The 18503-nt window shown below is 63.0% G+C and carries 16 protein-coding genes and 1 tRNA gene; 8 read left to right on the top strand and 9 right to left on the bottom strand.

Annotation, left to right across the window (positions count from 1 at the left end):
- Window positions 1-3: 3 nt before the first annotated feature.
- Window positions 4-1113 carry a serine hydrolase domain-containing protein gene (locus AC1Q61_RS04660; protein WP_058037853.1) on the bottom strand — a complete coding sequence of 370 codons (1110 nt, stop codon included), beginning with the start codon at window positions 1111-1113 and terminating at the stop codon, window positions 4-6.
- A gap of 250 nt (window positions 1114-1363) precedes the next feature.
- Here AC1Q61_RS04660 and AC1Q61_RS04665 point away from each other — a divergent pair, with 250 nt between their 5' ends.
- The 4 genes from AC1Q61_RS04665 (at window position 1364) to AC1Q61_RS04680 (ending at window position 5251) form a co-directional block, all read left to right on the top strand.
- On the top strand, window positions 1364-1897 hold the full coding sequence (locus tag AC1Q61_RS04665) for an NlpC/P60 family protein (RefSeq protein WP_052417006.1): 534 nt from the start codon (window positions 1364-1366) through the stop codon (window positions 1895-1897).
- A 65-nt stretch (window positions 1898-1962) separates the two neighbouring features.
- Window positions 1963-2649 (top strand): response regulator transcription factor, encoded by a 687-nt coding sequence (locus tag AC1Q61_RS04670; RefSeq protein ID WP_003940586.1) that lies wholly within the window; start codon window positions 1963-1965, stop codon window positions 2647-2649.
- The gene (locus AC1Q61_RS04675) at window positions 2646-3641 is read left to right on the top strand and encodes a HAMP domain-containing sensor histidine kinase (RefSeq protein ID WP_007727705.1); all 996 of its coding nucleotides are present in this window, start codon (window positions 2646-2648) and stop codon (window positions 3639-3641) included. The genes AC1Q61_RS04670 and AC1Q61_RS04675 overlap by 4 nt, the downstream gene beginning before the upstream one ends.
- A gap of 107 nt (window positions 3642-3748) precedes the next feature.
- Entirely contained in the window at window positions 3749-5251 is a 1503-nt protein-coding gene (locus tag AC1Q61_RS04680) for a DUF4153 domain-containing protein (protein WP_492650985.1), read from the top strand.
- Window positions 5252-5324: 73 nt separating this feature from the next.
- Here the strand turns inward: AC1Q61_RS04680 and AC1Q61_RS04685 are convergent, their stop codons facing one another.
- Complete coding sequence (locus AC1Q61_RS04685) at window positions 5325-7661, bottom strand: arylsulfatase (protein WP_042921378.1); 2337 nt, start codon at window positions 7659-7661, stop codon at window positions 5325-5327.
- Between the two features lie 205 nt (window positions 7662-7866).
- Here AC1Q61_RS04685 and AC1Q61_RS04690 point away from each other — a divergent pair, with 205 nt between their 5' ends.
- Both AC1Q61_RS04690 and AC1Q61_RS04695 read left to right on the top strand, forming a co-directional pair.
- The gene (locus tag AC1Q61_RS04690; protein WP_030534932.1) at window positions 7867-8535 is read left to right on the top strand and encodes a TetR family transcriptional regulator; all 669 of its coding nucleotides are present in this window, start codon (window positions 7867-7869) and stop codon (window positions 8533-8535) included.
- A 35-nt stretch (window positions 8536-8570) separates the two neighbouring features.
- On the top strand, window positions 8571-9488 hold the full coding sequence (locus AC1Q61_RS04695; protein ID WP_136470739.1) for a TauD/TfdA dioxygenase family protein: 918 nt from the start codon (window positions 8571-8573) through the stop codon (window positions 9486-9488).
- A 1-nt stretch (window position 9489) separates the two neighbouring features.
- Here AC1Q61_RS04695 and AC1Q61_RS04700 read toward each other — a convergent pair whose 3' ends face one another.
- Together AC1Q61_RS04700 and AC1Q61_RS04705 are read right to left on the bottom strand one after the other, a co-directional pair.
- On the bottom strand, window positions 9490-10452 hold the full coding sequence (locus tag AC1Q61_RS04700; RefSeq protein WP_051649539.1) for a formylglycine-generating enzyme family protein: 963 nt from the start codon (window positions 10450-10452) through the stop codon (window positions 9490-9492).
- A 49-nt stretch (window positions 10453-10501) separates the two neighbouring features.
- Window positions 10502-10577, bottom strand: a tRNA-Arg gene (locus AC1Q61_RS04705).
- A gap of 203 nt (window positions 10578-10780) precedes the next feature.
- On the opposite strand from AC1Q61_RS04705, the gene AC1Q61_RS04710 reads away from it, so the two are divergent.
- Window positions 10781-12199 (top strand): LLM class flavin-dependent oxidoreductase, encoded by a 1419-nt coding sequence (locus AC1Q61_RS04710; protein ID WP_215516114.1) that lies wholly within the window; start codon window positions 10781-10783, stop codon window positions 12197-12199.
- A 9-nt stretch (window positions 12200-12208) separates the two neighbouring features.
- On the opposite strand, the gene AC1Q61_RS04715 is transcribed toward AC1Q61_RS04710, so the two are convergent.
- The 5 genes from AC1Q61_RS04715 to AC1Q61_RS04735 all read right to left on the bottom strand — a co-directional run bounded on the left by AC1Q61_RS04715 (window position 12209) and on the right by AC1Q61_RS04735 (window position 17104).
- Entirely contained in the window at window positions 12209-13207 is a 999-nt protein-coding gene (locus tag AC1Q61_RS04715) for a winged helix-turn-helix transcriptional regulator (RefSeq protein ID WP_030534921.1), read from the bottom strand.
- A gap of 81 nt (window positions 13208-13288) precedes the next feature.
- Window positions 13289-14155, bottom strand: coding sequence for an acyl-CoA thioesterase (locus tag AC1Q61_RS04720; RefSeq protein WP_030534920.1), 867 nt, complete (start codon window positions 14153-14155; stop codon window positions 13289-13291).
- Entirely contained in the window at window positions 14152-14976 is an 825-nt protein-coding gene (locus AC1Q61_RS04725; RefSeq protein WP_064074009.1) for a DUF1295 domain-containing protein, read from the bottom strand. Before AC1Q61_RS04725 ends, AC1Q61_RS04720 begins: the two co-directional genes overlap by 4 nt.
- Window positions 14973-15896 (bottom strand): SDR family NAD(P)-dependent oxidoreductase, encoded by a 924-nt coding sequence (locus tag AC1Q61_RS04730; protein WP_063315937.1) that lies wholly within the window; start codon window positions 15894-15896, stop codon window positions 14973-14975. Before AC1Q61_RS04730 ends, AC1Q61_RS04725 begins: the two co-directional genes overlap by 4 nt.
- Complete coding sequence (locus tag AC1Q61_RS04735) at window positions 15893-17104, bottom strand: acetyl-CoA C-acyltransferase (RefSeq protein ID WP_042921373.1); 1212 nt, start codon at window positions 17102-17104, stop codon at window positions 15893-15895. The genes AC1Q61_RS04730 and AC1Q61_RS04735 overlap by 4 nt, the downstream gene beginning before the upstream one ends.
- 123 nt (window positions 17105-17227) lie before the next feature.
- Between AC1Q61_RS04735 and AC1Q61_RS04740 the strand changes: the two genes are divergently transcribed.
- Window positions 17228-18460 carry an acetyl-CoA acetyltransferase gene (locus tag AC1Q61_RS04740; protein WP_158170067.1) on the top strand — a complete coding sequence of 411 codons (1233 nt, stop codon included), beginning with the start codon at window positions 17228-17230 and terminating at the stop codon, window positions 18458-18460.
- Window positions 18461-18503: the final 43 nt, after the last annotated feature.

An 18503-nucleotide genomic window follows, 5' to 3' on the forward strand; every position in this document is an offset into this window, starting at 1 on the left:
GCGTCAGGGGCAGAGTGCGTGCGAGAGTATCGCGACGGTGTCCGGCTGGTCCTTCGGCGTCGACGTCAGCGTCACAGTGAACGCGCGGTCCGGCGTCGCGCCGGACAGTGTGTAGTACCCGTAGATCCCGCCACTGTGGCCGGTATAGGTGACGCCGCAGGGAAGTTCGGTGGCGCCGACGCCCATCCCGTACCCGAGTCCCTCGGCTTCGGTGGCGGCGACCTGAGGGGTGGTCATCTCGGCAAGCTGCTCGGCCGGCACCACCTGCCCGTCGAGTAGTGCACGCCAGAAGGTGTTCAGGTCTGTGCCCGTCGAGACCATCGCTCCGGCAGCCCAGGGGATCGACGGTTCCGTGCGGGAAACGTCGGTCAGGCCACCGTCGAGATCCTGATAGCCCGTCAGGTGATCGCCCCTGATGTCGAGCTCACCGGCCGGCGGGAGGTACGTGTCTTCCAAGTCCAGCGGATCGAGTATCCGAGACCGGAGTTCATCGGCGTAGCTGCGGCCGCTCACGGATTCGACGAGCATTCCGAGAACGATGTAGTTGGTGTTGGTGTAGACGAACGACGTTCCGGGGACGAATTGCGCCGGTTTGCCGAGGGCGATGGCGACCGCGGCGGACGGCGTCAGCGTTCGGTTCTCGTTAGCTGCAATCCATTCGTCGGCGCCGGGTTCTCCGGCGAACTCGGGAAGGCCGCTGCGATGTTGCAGCAGTTGCCGCACGGTGATCGCGCTACCGTCGATGCCACTGCCGTCCATGTCACTGCTGTGCAGTAGGCCCGGGAGATACCGCTCGATCGGTGCGTCGAGGTCGACCTTGCCCTCGGCGACCAACTGCAGAACGAGTGAAGCTGTGAATGTCTTTGTCACACTTCCGATCCGGACGCGATCATTCTTGCCGATCGAATCGCCGTTGGTCCGGTTGGGCACGCCGCTGGTCATGACAGCCGTCGTGGTGCCGTCGTCGAGTGTTGCGATCGACCCGACGACACCCGACCTGGTGAGTCCGTCGAGATCCGATTGAATCTCCACTGCGCGCTGGAGCGTCGAGCAACCGACGAGTGCCGTGGTGGCTCCGATGATGACCGCGGCGACGAGCAGGTATGGGCGCATGAGTCGAATCTATGGACCTTGTCGTGCCGCGGGATCCAGGAAATCCCCCATCATTCCCTGATCTTCTGCCAGCCCGGGACGTAAGGCCCGTTTGTTCAAAACCGACAAATCGGATCAATCATTCCTGTCCGAACACCACGTCCACGCCGTTAACATCCGAACGAAGTGTTTGTTTTCACGTGTCTTACCAGTTCACGGCTATCGAGGTGCGCTGCCGCGCGCCGAAACGACTCCCACGAAGGACGGATGCATGAAGAAGTCGACACTCCGCACGGGAACGGTCGCGGCTTTGCTGACCGGAAGTGTCCTGTTGCTTTCCGCTGCCCCTGCCTCAGCCGACCCGGGAAGCCTCGGTAGCGGTGGCAGTAGCGGGAGTTCCGGAAGCTTGGGAAGCACGGGCAGTATCAGCAGCGGATCAGCCGCCCTTCCGATTCCGAGCCCGGCAGGGCTGATCGCGCTGGCAGCGGCGAGCACTCAGACCGGAAAGCCCTACCAGTGGGGCGGCGTCGGGCCGAACTCGTGGGACTGCTCCGGGCTGGTGCAATGGGCGTTTCGGCAGGCCGGCGTGAATCTGCCACGGACCAGCCAACAGCAGGCCAACGTCGGACAGTCGGTTCCCCGGTGGGCCCTCGCCCCCGGCGACGTCATCACCTTCTACCCCGGTGCGACGCACGTCGGCATCTACGCTGGGTTCGGAATGGTGTTCAACGCCTACGGAGTTGGTGTTCCGACCGGACTGACGCCCCTGGCGGATCTGCCGATCAACAACATCCGCAGGTTCTAGAACCTGCACAGAACCTTCACAAGTCCTCCCAGGTTCATCCACGAGGGCCGAATACAGTCAGTTCCATGAGTCAGCGAAGAGTGCTCGTGGTCGACGACGAGGTCAGCATCTGCGAGTCCATCGCGGCGAGGCTGCGTGCCGAGGGCTACGACGTCGAGCTGGCATTCGACGGTCCCAGCGCGGTGGCCCGCTGCGAGCAGATGGACGCCGACCTGGTGGTACTCGACGTGATGATGCCGGGATTCGACGGACTCGAAGTCTGCCGCCGCATCCAGGCCGTGCGCCCGGTGCCTGTGCTGATGCTGACCGCTCGCGCCGATGAAACGGACATGCTGATCGGTCTCGGCGTCGGGGCCGACGATTATCTGAGCAAGCCGTTCAGCATGCGTGTGCTCGTCGCCCGGGTGCAGGCTCTGCTTCGGCGTGCGGATCGCGCGGAGCACGCTGCTCGCCCGGTGGCCGACCTCCTCGAGTTCGGTGACGTCGTGATCGACCTGACCGAACGTCGAGTGCGCCGTGATGCGCAAGAAGTTCACCTGACTCGCACCGAATTCGATCTCATCGCCTATCTGGCGGAGCGGCCGCGAGCCGCGATCCCGCGGGAGTCGCTGCTCGAGGAGATCTGGGGCTGGGGTGAGGGAGCGGGCAGTCGGACCGTCGACAGCCACGTCAAGGCGCTGCGACGCAAGCTCGGACCTTCCGTGATCCGGACCGTTCACGGGGTCGGGTACGCCTGGGACGTGCCGCGATGAGCGTCGTCGACCGTCTTTTTGCACGGTGGCCGCGGCCGCTGGACCCGATGCGGTCCTTCAAGGTGAAGGTCGGCCTCCTGGTTGTCGCAGCACTGGTGTTCGCCGCGGGTGGTTTCTGGCTGACGTCGCAACAACCGTTTCGTTTTGCTCTACTGACGGCGTTGGTTGTCGCTCTCGGCGTTACGCAGGTGCTCGCACACGGGATGACGTCACCGCTTCGCGAGATGACGGCCGCGGCGAAGGCGATGGCGCGCGGCGACTATTCGCGGCGAGTACGAGCGACTTCCAGAGACGAAGTAGGCGAACTCGCCCATGCGTTCAATCGGATGGCCGAGGACCTCGGGGCCGACGACCGGTACCGCCGCGAGTTGATCGGCAACGTCTCCCACGAACTGCGCACGCCCATCACCGCTTTGCAAGCCATGCTCGAGAACGTCGTCGACGGTGTCGAAGAACCGGATCCGGCGATGATGAAATCGGCGCTGCGGCAAACGGAACGACTGGGCGCGCTGGTAGCCGACCTTCTCGATCTCTCGAAACTCGAGGGTGGCGCTATGCCGTTGAAACGCCGCCGTTTCGAGGTCGAGCCGTTCCTACGCGAGCTGTCGAGTGTGAGTGCGGGCGACATCGAGATAGACGTCAAGCCTCCGCAATTGTCCGTGGTCGCCGATCCGGATCGCCTCCATCAGGTGGTGACCAACCTGGTGGACAACGCGGTTCAGCACGGGAACGTCGACACCAAAGTTGTGATCCGAGTACGTACCGGCAGCGCGGGGGAGTTGGTGCTCGACGTCCACGACGACGGCCCCGGCATCGAACCACAGGCCCGTGAGCGAGTGTTCGACCGCTTCATCCGCGGCGGCTCGACCGACGGGGGCACCGGACTCGGCCTCGCGATCGCGAAGTGGGCGGTCGAATTACATGACGGCAGGATTGCCGTCGTCGATGCCCCGTCGGGTTGTTGCATTCGAGTAGTGCTGCCGCAGAACTGAATCAAAGTCCCTGACGAGATCGAGAGATCTCGCGATGGCGCGTGTCTTCATCGGCATTCGTCTGTACTTCCGACCCTGAAAATTGAACCAGACACATAGGAGATCACATGAGCGCTCCGATAGTAATTCCACCGAAACCGCCGATGCCGGCCGTAAAACCCAAGCGTCCCAGCCGGTTCTGGCGTCCCGATCGCACGTCGATGGCCACCCGCTCGATGCTCCTCGGCGCGGCCGGAGTAGGGGTGCTTGCGGCGCTGATCCTCGACCCAGGGTTCGCGAGTATCGCGTACGTGATCGTGGGTGCCGGTGTGGTGATCGTCTTCGGGATTCTGACGCCGCCGCGGATGACCGTGACGCAGTGGGTCGCCGCCATCGGGATGCTCGCACTGCTGGGTGTTGCCGCCGTTCGCGGTGCGGAGTGGTTGGTGTTCCTCTGCGTCGTGGTTGCGTGGGTTCTGTTCACGTGGACTCTGATCGGCGGGCGGACGTGGACCGGGATACTTCTGGGAACGTTCGCTCCCTGGCGGGCACCGCACCGGACGGTCAACTTCGTTCGTCGTCGAAAGCTCGCTACCCGCTCTGCTCCGCGGGTGCCGGCGGCGCGAGTTGTCGTCGTGAGCGCAGTATCGATTCTTCTCCTGTTGATTTTCGGATCTTTGTTCGTGAGTGCGGATCCGGAGTTCGCGAAGATCTTCGACGGCTTCGCTCCTGCCATCTCGGTGTCGAACCCGGGAGCACGGATCTTTGCCGGCGTCGTGATGGCGTTCGGCACGCTGGTTGCGGTGTATCTGCGCCGCAGAACGCCGACGGTGGACGCGTTTGCACCTGCGCAGGCGACGCCGTTGCCGATGTGGGAGTGGGCGGTCCCGCTCGGAGTACTCAACGTGCTGTTCCTCGGTTTTGTTGCAGTACAGACGAAGACGCTGTTCGGGGGAGACGAGCACGTACAGGTGACCGATGGACTGACCTATGCGGACTATGCGCGTGAGGGTTTCTGGCAGCTCATGGCGGTTACCGTGCTGACGCTGCTCGTCATCGCCGTCGCAGTGCGGTACATCGACCGCCGCGACGCTGGATCGAGGCGTCTTGCCCGCGGACTGCTGGGTGCCCTGTGTGTTTTCAGCCTGGTGATCGTGGCGTCCGCTGTGCACCGGATGTGGTTGTACGAGAATCAGTACGGTTTCACGGTGCTCCGGGTCAGCGTCTTCGCGACCGAGCTGCTTCTTGGCTTCGTGTTCGTGTTGTTGCTCGTCGCAGGTATTCGGATGTCCGCGAAGTGGCTGCCCACAGCTGTTCTCGCCACTTCGGCCGTCGCGCTGCTGGCCTTCGCGGTGTTCAACCCCGACGCGTACATCGCGCAAAAGAACGTGGAACGGTTCGAGGGCGGCAAGAGCATCGACGTTTCCTACTTACGCGGGCTCTCCGTCGACGCGGTACCTGCCTTGGATCGTCTACCGGAACCGCAGCGTTCATGTGCCTTGAGCAGATATCGATTCGGAGTGCCGGGCACCACTGCGCCCTGGGAGTTCAACGCAGCGCGTGAGAAGGCCCGCGACATCCTGGAAGCTCGCCCGGTGGGGCCGTGCCTGCAGATGTACACGGTCGGATAGACGCAGGGCGATTGTGCAGCCGCACGGCAGATATCGCGCGCGGCTGCACAATCGGCGAGCGTCGCCTGGTCGATCAGTGCACGGCGAGTGAGATTTTCTCCCGTTCCTCTGCGGACACCACATCTCGGGTGGATCGTAAGTCGACGATCACGCTGTGGAGTTTGCCGCCGTAGCGGAACGTGCCCTTGTCCGCGAACTCTTCCGCGACCGGGCTTCCCCGGTTGATGCCGACGTCGAGCTGTTCGTTCATGCTGAAGATCGCCCGAGTGGTCTTCTCGATCCGGCCTTCGGAGACCACCTCGTCGTCGACGCTCAGGGTTGCGGTTCCACCCTTGCCGATTCCGCCGCCGTCGTACTCGAAGTGGACGGACACCTCGCGTGCATTGGGTGCCAGCGGGTTGCGCCCACGCAGGAAGGTCCGACCACCGCCGCTGAAGTTGTAGCAGTAGACGGGGACGGAATCGAGTATGTACAAAGCGAATCCGCCGAACCGGCCACCGAGGCTGACCAGCATGCCGTCGGCGACGCTACCCAGACTTGCGGTCAGCGTGTACGAGCGGTTGAAGAACGTCGGCGCGGCTTTCTCGACCAGACCGTTCATGTGTGGGTACAGCGTGAGGGTCTTGCGGCCCATCATCGGATGCGGGGGTCGTGATTCCGCGGTGGCGTGGCGACCGACCGTTCTGTCGTCCAGCGGCAGCACCTGATATTTGGCCGCCTCGACGAGGAACTTTTCCTTGAGCCGGGCGAGGATCTCGGGATGCTCGTCCGCGAGATCGCGGGCCTGCGACCAGTCGACCGAGGTGTCGTACAGCTCCCAACGGTCCTCGCTCATCGGTGTGAGCTCGAGGCCGTGAGTGGCCATCAGCCAGGGTGCGCGGTGGGCCGTGACTGCGGTCCAACCGTGATCGTAAATTCCGCGGTTGCCGAAGATCTCGAAATACTGTGTGGTGTGGCGCTCTTCGGCATCGGGCTCGGCGAAGGTGTAGTTCATCGCCACGCCTTCCATCGGTTTCTGGGTGACCCCGTCGACGCTGGTCGGTGCCTGAATACCGGCAGCTTCCAGGATTGTCGGCGTGATGTCGACGCAGTGATGCCACTGCTCCCTGATTCCTGGCTTGTCGATCCCCTTGGGCCAGTGGGTGATCAGACCGTTTCGGGTACCGCCGTAATGGGACGCAACCTGCTTGGCCCACTGGTAAGGGGTGTCGAGAGCCAGAGCCCACGACGCCGGATAGTGCGGGTAGCTGGTTTCGGTCCCCAATTCGTCGTAGCGCGCCAGTACGTCGGATGTCGCACTCTTGTAACCGTTGAGGCCGGCGAGGTAGTTGAACGAGCCCTCCATTCCGCCTTCCGCGGAAGCGCCGTTGTCACCCATCATGTAGAGCACCAGAGTGTTGTCGAGTACATCCATGTCCTGCAACCGGTCGACGAGCCTGCCTACCTCGTCGTCGGTGTGCTCGAGAAACGCCGCGTACAACTCCATCAAACGGGCCGAGACCTTCTTCTGGTCGTCGTCGAGTTCGTCCCAGTGTGGGAGCCCTGGAGCCCACGGGGCCAATTCGGTATCAGGAGCGACGACGCCCAGTTCCTTCTGCTTTTGGAGGGTGATCTCGCGTTGGCGATCCCACCCGTGATCGAATTCGCCGACGTACTTGTTCAGGTATCGGTCCGGAACCTGGAGTGGAGCGTGGCACGCGCCGAAGGGGAGATAGCAGAACCACGGCTTGTCGGGGTCCATCGTGTTGACGCCCTCGATCCATTCGATCGCGTGGTCGACGAGATCCTCTGACAGGTGGTAACCCTCCTGTGGTGTCTTGGGTAAGTCGACCATCGTGAAGTCCTCGTAGAGAACCGGGGTGAACTGGTCGGACTCGGCACCGAGGAAACCGTAGAACTTGTCGAAACCCTCACGGACCGGCCACCGATCGAACGGCCCGGCAGCGGTGGTCTCCCACGTCGGGGTCTGGTGCATCTTGCCGAAAGCACCTGTCGCATAGCCGTTTCCCTGTAGGACGCGTGCGACCGTGGCGGCAGAGGCGGGGCGGGTCCCGTTGTATCCCGGTGCCGCGTTGGCCATTTCGGAGATGACACCCATACCGACACTGTGGTGGTTGCGCCCGGTCAGTGTGGCGGCACGCGTCGGCGAGCACAGAGCCGTGGTGTGGAATCGGCTGTATTTCACGCCGGTTTCGGCCAAACGCTCGGCGGTGGGGGTGCGGCACGGGCCACCGAACGCGGAGGGTGCGCCGAATCCGACGTCGTCGATCATGATCAGCAGCACGTTCGGGGCCCCGGCCGGCGGGCGAAGCGGTTCCGGGCGGGTGTACGGGGGATTCTGATCGGGGTAGTACACGGCGGCCGCGACGTTCGGCGTCTCGGGAATGATCGGAATGGAATGGCGATTCACCAGCAGGCTCCTTGGCGTGTGCAAAACCGGGCGGATTAAGCAGTCGTCTTAATCTGGAGCGTATCGATCGGAATTCAGTTGGCGGCGTATGTCTCGTTGACTGGGACATCTACCCCCGTGAGTGGTTAAGGAGTCCCTGCACTCCCTAACCGCGCACAGGGGATGGGGCTTGCGGAATTAAGACAGTGACTTATATGGTCGGTGTATGCCCGCCTCGTTGGATGCCAAGAACGCCATGATCGCCGTCGCCGAGCGGATGTTCGCCGAGCAAGGTATTCACGAAGTGTCCATGCGGGACGTGGCGACTGCGGCCGGGCAGCGCAACAACTCTGCAGTTCAGTATCACTTCGGTGGGCGAGACGGTCTGGTGCTGGCCGTATTCCGGCATCGGATGGATCAGATCAACGCAGCGCGACTGACGTATCTCGACGACATCGACGCCAGTGGGCGGACCGACTTGGTCCGTGCTTTGGTCGAAGCCTTTCTGTACCCGCTGGCAGATTTTCTGGCGACGGTCGACGGTTCCAACTATGCGAGGTTCATTGCCCGAATCTCACCGTCGGTGGATACGCAGAGTGCTGAGTTCCGCGAGGTCAGCGAGGGGATCAACGAAGTTGTCGTCAGGTTGACGCGGGCGTTGCCGCATCTATCTCGCCGCGTCGCGGTCGAACGGATCGATCTGACGTTCAACATGAGCGTCTCCGCTCTGGCAATCTTCGAGCAGCGCCGCGAAGACGAAAACCCGGTTGTGCAGGCAGATTTCGATACGACAGTGGATCATCTGGTCGATCTCGCGGTAGGAGCACTGACCGCGCCCCAAAGCGCACACAAACGCACACGAGCAAAGCGGGTGCACGCGTCGACTGACGTGTGACCCCGCGACACGACACGACAGGACGGAGTCATTCGATGGCTACCCTTACATCCTCACGAACAGTCCAAATCGGCAATCACACAATCGAATTCGGACCACGCGGAATGAGGCGAAACCCGGAAGGCGTTGAATCGAGGCCGTACGAGCGGTTCACTCTGACACCCGTCACACCGTTCATCGGTGCCGAGATCAGCGACATCGACCTGCATGATCCGTCGGAGGAGCAGATCGAGGACGTGCGTCGGGCCCTCCTCGAATGGAAGGTCGTGTTCTTTCGGGACCAGCCGATTTCGAGCGTGAATCATCGTGACTTCGCGGCCCATTGGGGTGAACTCGAGGTTCATCCACTTCTCCCGCAGGGAGAGGTCCCGGCAGTCGTCAGATTCGAACGCGGAGAGGACAGTCCAGGAACGGAGAACATCTGGCACGTCGACGTCACCTGGACGAAGACGCCGCCGCTCGGTTCAGTACTTCGGGCGATCGACGTACCGCCTGCCGGTGGTGACACGCTCTGGGCTGATATGGGTAACGCCTTCGACTGCCTCCCCGACGAGATCAAGGAATTGATCGACGGCAAGGACGCCATCCACGATTTTGTGCCGTCCTTCGGACGCGGCATGAGCCCGGAGAAGTTGGAACAGATGAAGGAGCAGTACCCGCCGGTCCTGCACCCGATGGTGCGTAAGCATCCGGAGACCGGGCGTAAGACTCTGTTCGTCAACAGCCTTTTCACCACCCACATTCCGGACATGGATCCTGTCGAAGGCAACGATCTGCTCAACCTGCTGTTCGCGCAGGTCAAGGTCCCGGACTTTCAGTGCCGCTTCAAGTGGGCGCCGAATTCCATTGCCTTCTGGGACAACCGGGCTACCCAGCACTACGCAGCGAGTGATTACTTCCCTCATCGCCGCGTGATGGAGCGGGTGGCAATCCTCGGAGACGTGCCCTTCTGATTTACGTCTGCGGAATGCGGATGATGCACCGGAAGCCGACGTGGCAGGTCGAGGACTCCTCGGATTCGCCCTGCCGCGCGGCAGGGCGGTAGCGCAGGCAGTAGTTCGGTGCACACAGATGTGAGCCGCCCTTGATCACCCGTCGTGCGTAGGGTTCGCCCGCCAACGCCTCCGTGGCGAACTCCGCTCGGGGATTACGAGGAATGCAGCACGACGAGGCCGGCGCGACGTTCTTGGAACTGTGGGCGTGGTCGGACGTGTAGTGATCGGCCGTCCATTCCCACACGTTCCCGGCCATGTCGAACAGTCCGTAGCCGTTGGGCCGGAACTTTCTGACCGGAGCGGTGCGCTCGTAACCGTCCTCGAGCAGATTCTCCCAGGGGAACTGGCCCTGCCACACGTTGCCACCGGGCCGCCCGCCCGGAGAGTCGTGATCGCCCCACACGTACGCCTGGCGATCGAGTCCACCGCGGGCGGCAAACTCCCACTCGGCCTCGGTCGGGAGTTCCTTGCCGGCCCACGCGGCGTAGGCCTGGGCGTCGAAGTACGACACGTGGGTGACGGGGTGCCGTTCACGTCCCCCGATGTTGCTGTCGGCGCCCTCGGGATGGCGCCAATCGGCGCCGGGAGTGAACGACCACCACTGGGTGTAGTCGTCAAGTGAAACCGGGCCGGGTGGCGAATTGAAGACCAACGATCCCGGGACGAGGAGGGCTGGATCGGCGTCGGGATAGTCGGCGGCGTCCGGGGCGATTTCCGCAGTGGTGACGTGGCCGGTTGCCTTCACGAAGCGTCGGAACTCGGCGACCGTCACCGCCGTCGTGTCCATCCAGAATCCGTCGACTGTGACCTGGTGAACTGGGCGTTCTTCCGGATAGAAATCTTCGGAGCCCATCCAGTACGTCCCACCCGGGATCAAAGACATGTTCTTCGGGGGAGTAGCCGTGGAGTGAGGCATCGTCATGAAGTCAAGAATGGCACGTTGGTGGCGCCGATGTGGGGAGAGTCCCACCTGGTGCCCTCGGCAGGATTCGAACCTGCGACCCTTCCTTTAGGAGAGGAATGCTCTATCCCCTGAGCTACGAGGGCGGGGAGCGTACCGACAAGCGCTGAAAACCCTGTGCTGCCGGGGTTTTCGCTTCTCGATACTGCTGTTGCGTCCGCTCGACCTGTCGGCACGAAGCCTCGGGCGTCACAGCTGCGCTAGTCAGTGTAGCGGCCCGCCGACGAGGTCGCGAAGTCGACGGTATCGCCGGGTGCAAGCAGGAGCCGTACCGATCGCACTGATCGCAATGGTGTTCACCGCGGAGCAGGCACGGCATCGTGCGGGAAGGACCCGCAGAATCCGCTTCAACGCCTTTGCCATGAACTGCGTCGCCCACCAATCGCCAGGTCTGTGGCGCCACCCGGAGGACCAGTCGTCCAGGTACACGGATCTGAGGTACTGGACGGAGTTGGCGAAGCTCCTCGAGCGTGGACGATTCGACGGGCTGTTCCTGGCTGACGTGTTGGGAACGTACGACGTGTACGGCGGCAATCACGACGCAGCGCTGCGGCAGGGCGCGCAGGTACCGGTCTCGGACCCGCTACTGCTGGCGTCGGCGATGGCTGCCGTGACCGAGCACTTGGGCTTCGGGATCACCGCAGGTACAGCTTTCGAGCATCCCTACCCGTTCGCTCGGCGCTTGAGCACCCTCGACCACCTGACGAACGGGCGAATCGGGTGGAACGTGGTCACCGGATACCTCCCCTCGGCCGCGCGGAACATGGGCGAGGACGACCAACTCCAGCACGACGATCGCTACGACCACGCGGACGAGTACCTCGAAGTTCTCTACAAGTTGTGGGAAACGTCGTGGGAAGACGACGCGGTGGTGCGTGACAGAACCACCGGGGTCTACACGGACCCCGCCAAGGTTCATCCGATCGAGCACGAAGGCAAGCACTTCACGGTTCCGGGCATCCACATCTCCGAACCTTCTCCGCAGCGGACGCCGGTCATCTTCCAGGCCGGCGCGTCGCCTCGTGGGGTGCGGTTCGCCGCCGAGAATGCCGAGGCGATCTTTGTGGGTGCACCGACAAAGGCGATTCTCAAAGACACCGTTGCTCGAATCCGAAACGAACTGACGAAGGTCGGGCGAGATCCGTACTCGGCCCGCATCTACACACTGTTGACGATCATCACCGACCGAACCCCTGAGTTGGCCCAGGCGAAGCTCGAGGACTACCGCAGCTACGCGAGTAGTGAAGGCGCGCTCGTTTTCACCTCGGGGTGGATGGGAATCGACCTCTCCGGATACCGAGCGGACGAGCCGATCGGGAACGTCGAGAGCAATGCCATTCAATCCGCGGTCGCATCGTTTCGTCAGGCCGACGAGAAAGGCGGCGAATGGACGGTGGGGGACATCGCGGAGTGGGCGGGCATCGGCGGGCTCGGCCCGATCGTTGTCGGTTCCGGCGCGGAGGTCGCCGACGAGTTGCAGGAGTGGGTGTCCGAGACCGACGTCGACGGTTTCAATCTCGCGTACGCGGTGACTCCCGGAACCTTCGAAGACATTGTGGAGCATGTGATTCCGGAGCTGACCAAACGAGGTGCCTACCAGGACGACTACGATGAGGGAACGCTGCGCAACAAACTGTTCGGGCGAGGGGACAGGCTGCCGCTCGAACACCGAGGCCGGAGCTTCGACCGGATCCGCACTGCCGGCTGAGCGGGGACCTCAGGACCAACCGGACCCGGGTACGTGAACCGAGGTGGTGAGGTCGACGGCCTCGATGTCCGAAGACCTCAACTCTTCACCACACACACTGCAACCCAAGCGCGCTTCGAACCGTTTACCGCAGGCCTTGTGATGGAGAACGATGTCCGGGCCGTCCGCGGATCTGAACCAACGCTGACCCCAGGAGATCATGCACATCACCACGGGGAAATACGCCGTGCCCTTGGCGGTGAGTCGATACTCCGACCACTGTGGGCGACCCGGAAGCGGACGCGTTTCCATTACACCGATCTCGGTGAGGTGCTTCAAGCGATCCGCGACTATTGCCGGTGGTGCACCGGTGATCTCGGCGAACTCCCCGTAGCGGCGAGCGCCTCGGAAAGCTGCACCGATGATCGCCGCTGACCAGCGATTGCCGACAAGTTCCATCGTGTGAGCCAGAATTTCCGGACGGCGTTCGGACTTGGTGGAGCGTCGCCGCGATGTTGCTTCCGGGACACTGCGTGAGAAGTCCCCACTCGGACCCATTTGGGAGTCCAGGGATCGTACGTCCACGTCCTCGCCGCACTCCTTGCAGCGCAGGATCGGGGTGAAGTCGTTTCCGCAGGTGCTGTGCCGCAGTGGTGGAAGCGGCTGGGTTTCATTGGGCGCCCACTGCTTCTCCCACGACCACATGGTGATGAGGACGGGCCAGATCGACTGCCCTTTGCGGGTGACCGAGTATTCGTGCCTGGGCGGGTTCTGCTGATACTCACGACGCTCGAGCATTCCGCCGGCCGTCAGGACCGCCAACCGTGAGGACAATACGGAGTTGGAGATTCCCCCGAGGGCGAGCCAGTCGTTGTATCGCCGCGACCCCAACAGGGCGAATCGCAGAATCCAGAGGTTCCACTCGTCCCCCAACAACCCGAGCGTGACGGCCAGTGCGTTCGGACCGCCGGCAGGCAACTCGGTGACGCCCGCCGACGCGGTGGGTGTCGAAGATCCGGCTGCATTCACTCGTACCACCCCGAAATCATAGGCCGCGAACCCTGCGGCACCGCGAGACCGTACCGAATGGTCTGCAGAAAGAGTCGGGAATCACTCGGTGCGGGCAATGAGTAACGCTTCCTGAGTGATCTGGCAGATCTGGAGTCCGGATCGATCGAAGGCCGCCGCATTCACGACTGCTCTGCCGGCGTGAGCTGTGGGGGTCGCGTGCTCGAAGAGCAGCCACTCGTCCGCTCGCACAGGGCGTTGAAACCACATCGTGTGATCGAGGGACACACCAGTCCAGTCCGTGTCGAGCGAGTGCTCCTGCCCGATGTCGTAGCCGTGCGGAGTCAGTGCGGTTGCCATCAGCATCAGATCACTGGCATAAGCGAGAGCAGCCACGTGAATCAGTGGATCGTCGCTCAGCCGCTGAGCCGAACGCATCCAGATGTTGCGCGGAGGCGCCGCCGAATGCGCGGTGGGGGAGTGCGAATCAAGGGGGGAAACACGAATCTCGATGGCGGAGAACTCCTCCCACACCTCACCCAACCCACCGTCTGCCTCGGCCAACTCTTGCAACGTCACGCACTCAGTGGGCGGGAGTGCGGTAGGTACTGCGCGACTGTGAGTGATGCCCTCGTCGATCGAGGAGGCAGAGACCGTGGAACGGCAGACGAGTCGTCCGTCCTGGTGGACGTCGACGCCTCTGGTGGACAGGCGTTTTCCATCCCGAAGTCGATCTACCGAGAACTCGGTTGCATGCTCCGTCGATCCCGGGCGAAGGAAGTGGGTGTGGACGGAACTGATCGCTTTGCCGTCGGTAACCGTGTGCCCGGCTGCGAGAATCGACTGGGCTACCAGTTGGCCGCCGAACAATTGAGGTAGACGAACGCCGTCGTTCGACCCCTGCCACCGGTCCGGGCCGGTCGATTCCAGATCGAAGACGTCGGCGAGACCACTCGTGGGGGCGCTCACGACGCGTGGTTTCGTGTCGGACGGGGTGGACGAGGTAAGAATCCGCTGGTCCGGGCGACGTAGTCGTCGTAGGCCTGCCCCTTGCTCTTGCGCATGCCGCGTTCGAGAAGGGCCTTACCGCTGTAGCTCACCAGCAGTTTGATCATGACGATCGGAGAGACGATCGTGATCAGCGCCAATGGATCACCAAGCGCGAGGATGAACAGTCCGACCCAGACGCATGCATCACCGAAATAGTTGGGATGGCGGGTCCAGGCCCAGAGCCCACGGTCCATCACCTTCCCGGCATTGGCCGGATCAGCTTTGAAGCGGGAAAGTTGGTAGTCTCCAACCGATTCGAAGACGAAGCCGACGGTCCAGACCGCGATGCCGATCGCGCCGAGGACTCCGAGGGCGCGAAACTCGTACATCGCGAACTGGACGGGCAGCGACACCACGAGAATGAGGACGCCCTGGAGGCCGTAAATTTTGCGAATCAGGAACGGAACCAGCGGTCCCTGTTGATGTTTGAGCAGGGCAGTGTAGCGCTTGTCCTGCCCGTGCCCACGGTTTCGGAAGCCGATGTAGAGGCCGAGTCGCATTCCCCACACCACGGTCAGTGCCAGCACGACGAGGCGACGCAGATCGTTGCCGTCCGATCCGATGGACGTCAGGTACGAGACGGCGGCGACGACGGCAAAGCCAGGCCCCCAACAGATGTCGATGATCGAGTGATTGTTCATGCGGATGGCTACGGCCATCACGACTGCGATGAAGACGAGCACGGCGAGTGCGCTCACACCGAAGTTCAGTGCAAGATCGCCCAGTGGGATGTCGGTCATGCGCGCGCTTTCTGATTGTGGTGGTCGAGCAGTTCGGAAGCGAAGTCCGCGAAGGCTTCCTGTGCGCTCGGATAGGTGTGAGGAGTGCCGAGCCGGCTGGTCACGAGCAGTGCGTCGAGCGCTTTGGCATCGAGTTCTGTGGTGGTGGGCAAGAATTCGGTCGAGCCCTCGACGGCGTCGGCCGAACGCACTCCGTTACCTGCGGTGACGATCACCTGCCCGTTGGTCGTGGACTCGGGATCGACGAGGGCGGTGACCACCGGGGCTACCAGGTCGGCCCCCATGATGTCGATGAATCGTGGGTCCATTCCGGACTCGGTCATCTGCGTAGTGGCATAGGGCAGTACGACATTGGTGAACACATTGCGACTCGCGCCTTCGCCGGCCGCGGTGCGGCCCAGTGCGATGACGGCACCCTTACTGGCGGCGTAGGCGGACACGGTGGGTTCTCCGTGCAGTCCTGCGGTCGAGGCAATCATCACGATGCGCCCGAATCCGGCTTCGCGCATCACTCGGGAGGCTTCGGCGGCGACCAGTGCGGTTCCGACGACGTTTGTCGTGATGACGGTGCTGAGGTTCTCGGCGGTGGTGCGATGAAGCATCTGTGGACCGCTGACCGCGGCGCTGGTGATGCAGAAGTCGAGTCGTCCGAACCGAGTGAGAGCGTCGTCCACCAACTTTCGGCCGACCTCGGGGTCGGTGACGTCGTCGTGGTTGGCGACGGCCTGTCCACCGGTTTCGAGGATTTCGTCGACGACCTGATCTGCAGGGCCTCGGCCGCTCGAATCGAGTGTGCGATTCCGATTGTTGACGATCACCGTGACCCCTCGGCTCGCGAGATGCAGTGCGACGGCACGGCCGAGGCCCTTACCCCCTCCCGTGACGACGGCAACGCGGCCGGAGAGTGAACTGACGGTCATGAGGCGATCCGTTCGACGAGCACCGCGACTCCGACACCGGCGGCGCCGCTGACCGCGGCCACACCGTAGCGACCGTCGCTCCGTACCAGTTCGTCGACACATGCGCCGACGAGAATTGCTCCGGTGGCGCCGAATGCATGGCCCATCGCCATCGTGCCTCCGTTGGGGTTCATGCGGTCCGGCCCGGCGTCCAGGTCGCGGCGGAACCGTAGGCATAGCGCGGAGAAGGCCTCTGCGAACTCGAACACGTCGATGTCCTGTGGACGAAGCCCGGCTCGCGCGATGACTGCCTCCACGGCGCTCTGACCCGCAGTGAGCATGAGGACCGGATTCACCGAAGTCGAGGCGGATCCGATGATCCGTGCGCGAGGGGTCAGGCCGGCTCTCGCCGCGGCTTTCTCGGATCCGAGGAGTAGGAGCGCTGCGCCGTCGGCCATGGCGGGAGAGGATCCGACGGTGTGCAGGTGTTCGATCTTTCCTACCTCGGGATAGGCAGCGAGCGCGAGTGCATCCTGACCGGCGGCGCCGAGCCCTTCGAAGGCGGCAGGCAGCGCTGCGAGTCCCTCTGCCGTCGTGTCGGCCCTGACCAGTTCGTCGTGCGCGATTCCGGCTTCACCATTTCTGCCGGGAACTGGCACAACGGACCGCTCGAATGCGCCGTTGCGCCAGGCCTCGGCAGCCTTGTGTTGGGTTTCGACGCCGTATGCATCCAACTCGTCGCGGGAGTACCCCTCGATCGTGGCATTCAAGTCGGCGGCAACACCCATATGGATGGAGCCGATCTGCGCGATGGTTGCCGGGTCGGTCCACAGCGGTCCGCGATCACTGAACATCGGAGTCCGGGAGACGCTTTCGACGCCACCGGCCACGACGAGGGACACGTCGTCGCCGCGAATGCGGGCCGCGCTCTGGCCGACTGCGTCGACGCCGGATGCGCAGAATCGGTTGAGGGTTGCGCCGGGGACGGAGTCGCCCCAACCGGCAAGGAGTGCGGCAGTTCTAGCGATGTTCGCGCCCTGCTCGTCCACTTGCGATGCGCAACCGAGAACGACGTCGTCGATCTGTTCTGCGGCGAGGTTCGTTCGACCCTGCAAAGCCTTGGCCAGGTGGACGACAAGATCGACTGGGCTGTGTTCGTGGAGGGCACCTCGCGTCGATGCTCGGCCGCGCGGTGTGCGCACGTAGTCGAGGACAAAAGCATCAGTCATTTTCAACCCTTCAATTAGTAGAGTTACTCTGCTAGTTGTAGTACGGTTGCGGTGAAATTACAACCGCCGTTGCGCGGGTATCTCGGTGACGTCACCGAGGCCGGATCGGCAAGGGGAGAGGTCATGACTGTTTCGAACATTTGGATTCTCGGCGGGTACCAATCCGACTTCGCACGGAACTTCACCCGTGAGGAACTCGATTTCGCGAACCTTGCCGAAGAGGTGGTGAACCACACCCTGGACGCGGCGAAGGTTCCTGCCACCGACATCGAGGTGATCCACGTCGGTAATGCCTTCGGTCAATTGTTTGCCGGCCAAGGTCAGCTGGGCGCGATGCCCGCCACCGTGCATCCAGACCTGTGGGGTGTGCCCTCGTCTCGGCACGAGGCGGCGTGCGCATCGGGCAGTATCGCTGTACTTGCAGCGATGGCAGACCTGCGCGCCGGCAACTACGACGTGGCTCTGGTGATGGGTATCGAACTGGAGAAGACGGTTCCGGGTGATGACGCGGCCGGCCATCTGGGCGCTGCAGCCTGGGTCGGACACGAAGGTCAGGAAGCAAAATTCATGTGGCCGTACATGTTCGACCGTGTGTCGAAGGAGTACGGGCGGCGTTACGGGATCGACGAATCTCACCTTCGCGCGATCTCGCAGATCAACTTCGCAAACGCGAAAAACAACCCCAACGCGCAGACACGCGGTTGGGCGGTGCCCGATCTACTCGGGAATGCAGGCGGCGACGACGCCACCAATCCTGTTGTGGAAGGTGGTGTTCGACGATTCGATTGCAGTCAGGTGACCGACGGTGGCGCCGGGGTTGTGCTGGTGACGGACAAGTACCTCCGAGAGCATCCTGATGCCGCGGCGACTCCGCTGGCCCAGATCGCGGGCTGGGGTCACCGGACAGTTGGTTTAGGTCTCGAGCAGAAGCTGGCCCGCGACGCCGATAATCCCTACGTGATGCCACACGTTCGGGATGCGGTGATGGGTGCCTTCTCCCGGGCCGGAGTCGACCTGGCCGGGATAGACGGGATCGAAACACATGATTGTTTCACGGCGAGTGAGTATCTCGCGATCGACCACATCGGTCTGACCGCGCCCGGCGAGTCGTGGAAAGCCATCGAGAGTGGTGACATCGCCATGGGCGGCAAGCTACCGATCAACCCCAGCGGCGGTCTGATCGGCGGTGGTCATCCGGTGGGTGCCAGTGGTGTTCGAATGCTTCTCGACGCGGCCCATCAGGTGACGGGAACGGCCGGCGGTTTCCAAGTCGAGGGTGCGAGCCGCTTTGCGACGCTCAACTTCGGTGGAAGTACGGCCACCACCGTCAGTTTTGTCGTCGACGCAGTTTCCTGAAAGTGCAGCCCAACCCAGCCTTTCCCAATCAGTCGAAAAGAGA

The organism is Rhodococcus sp. MPR-R1B (assembly GCF_058793255.1).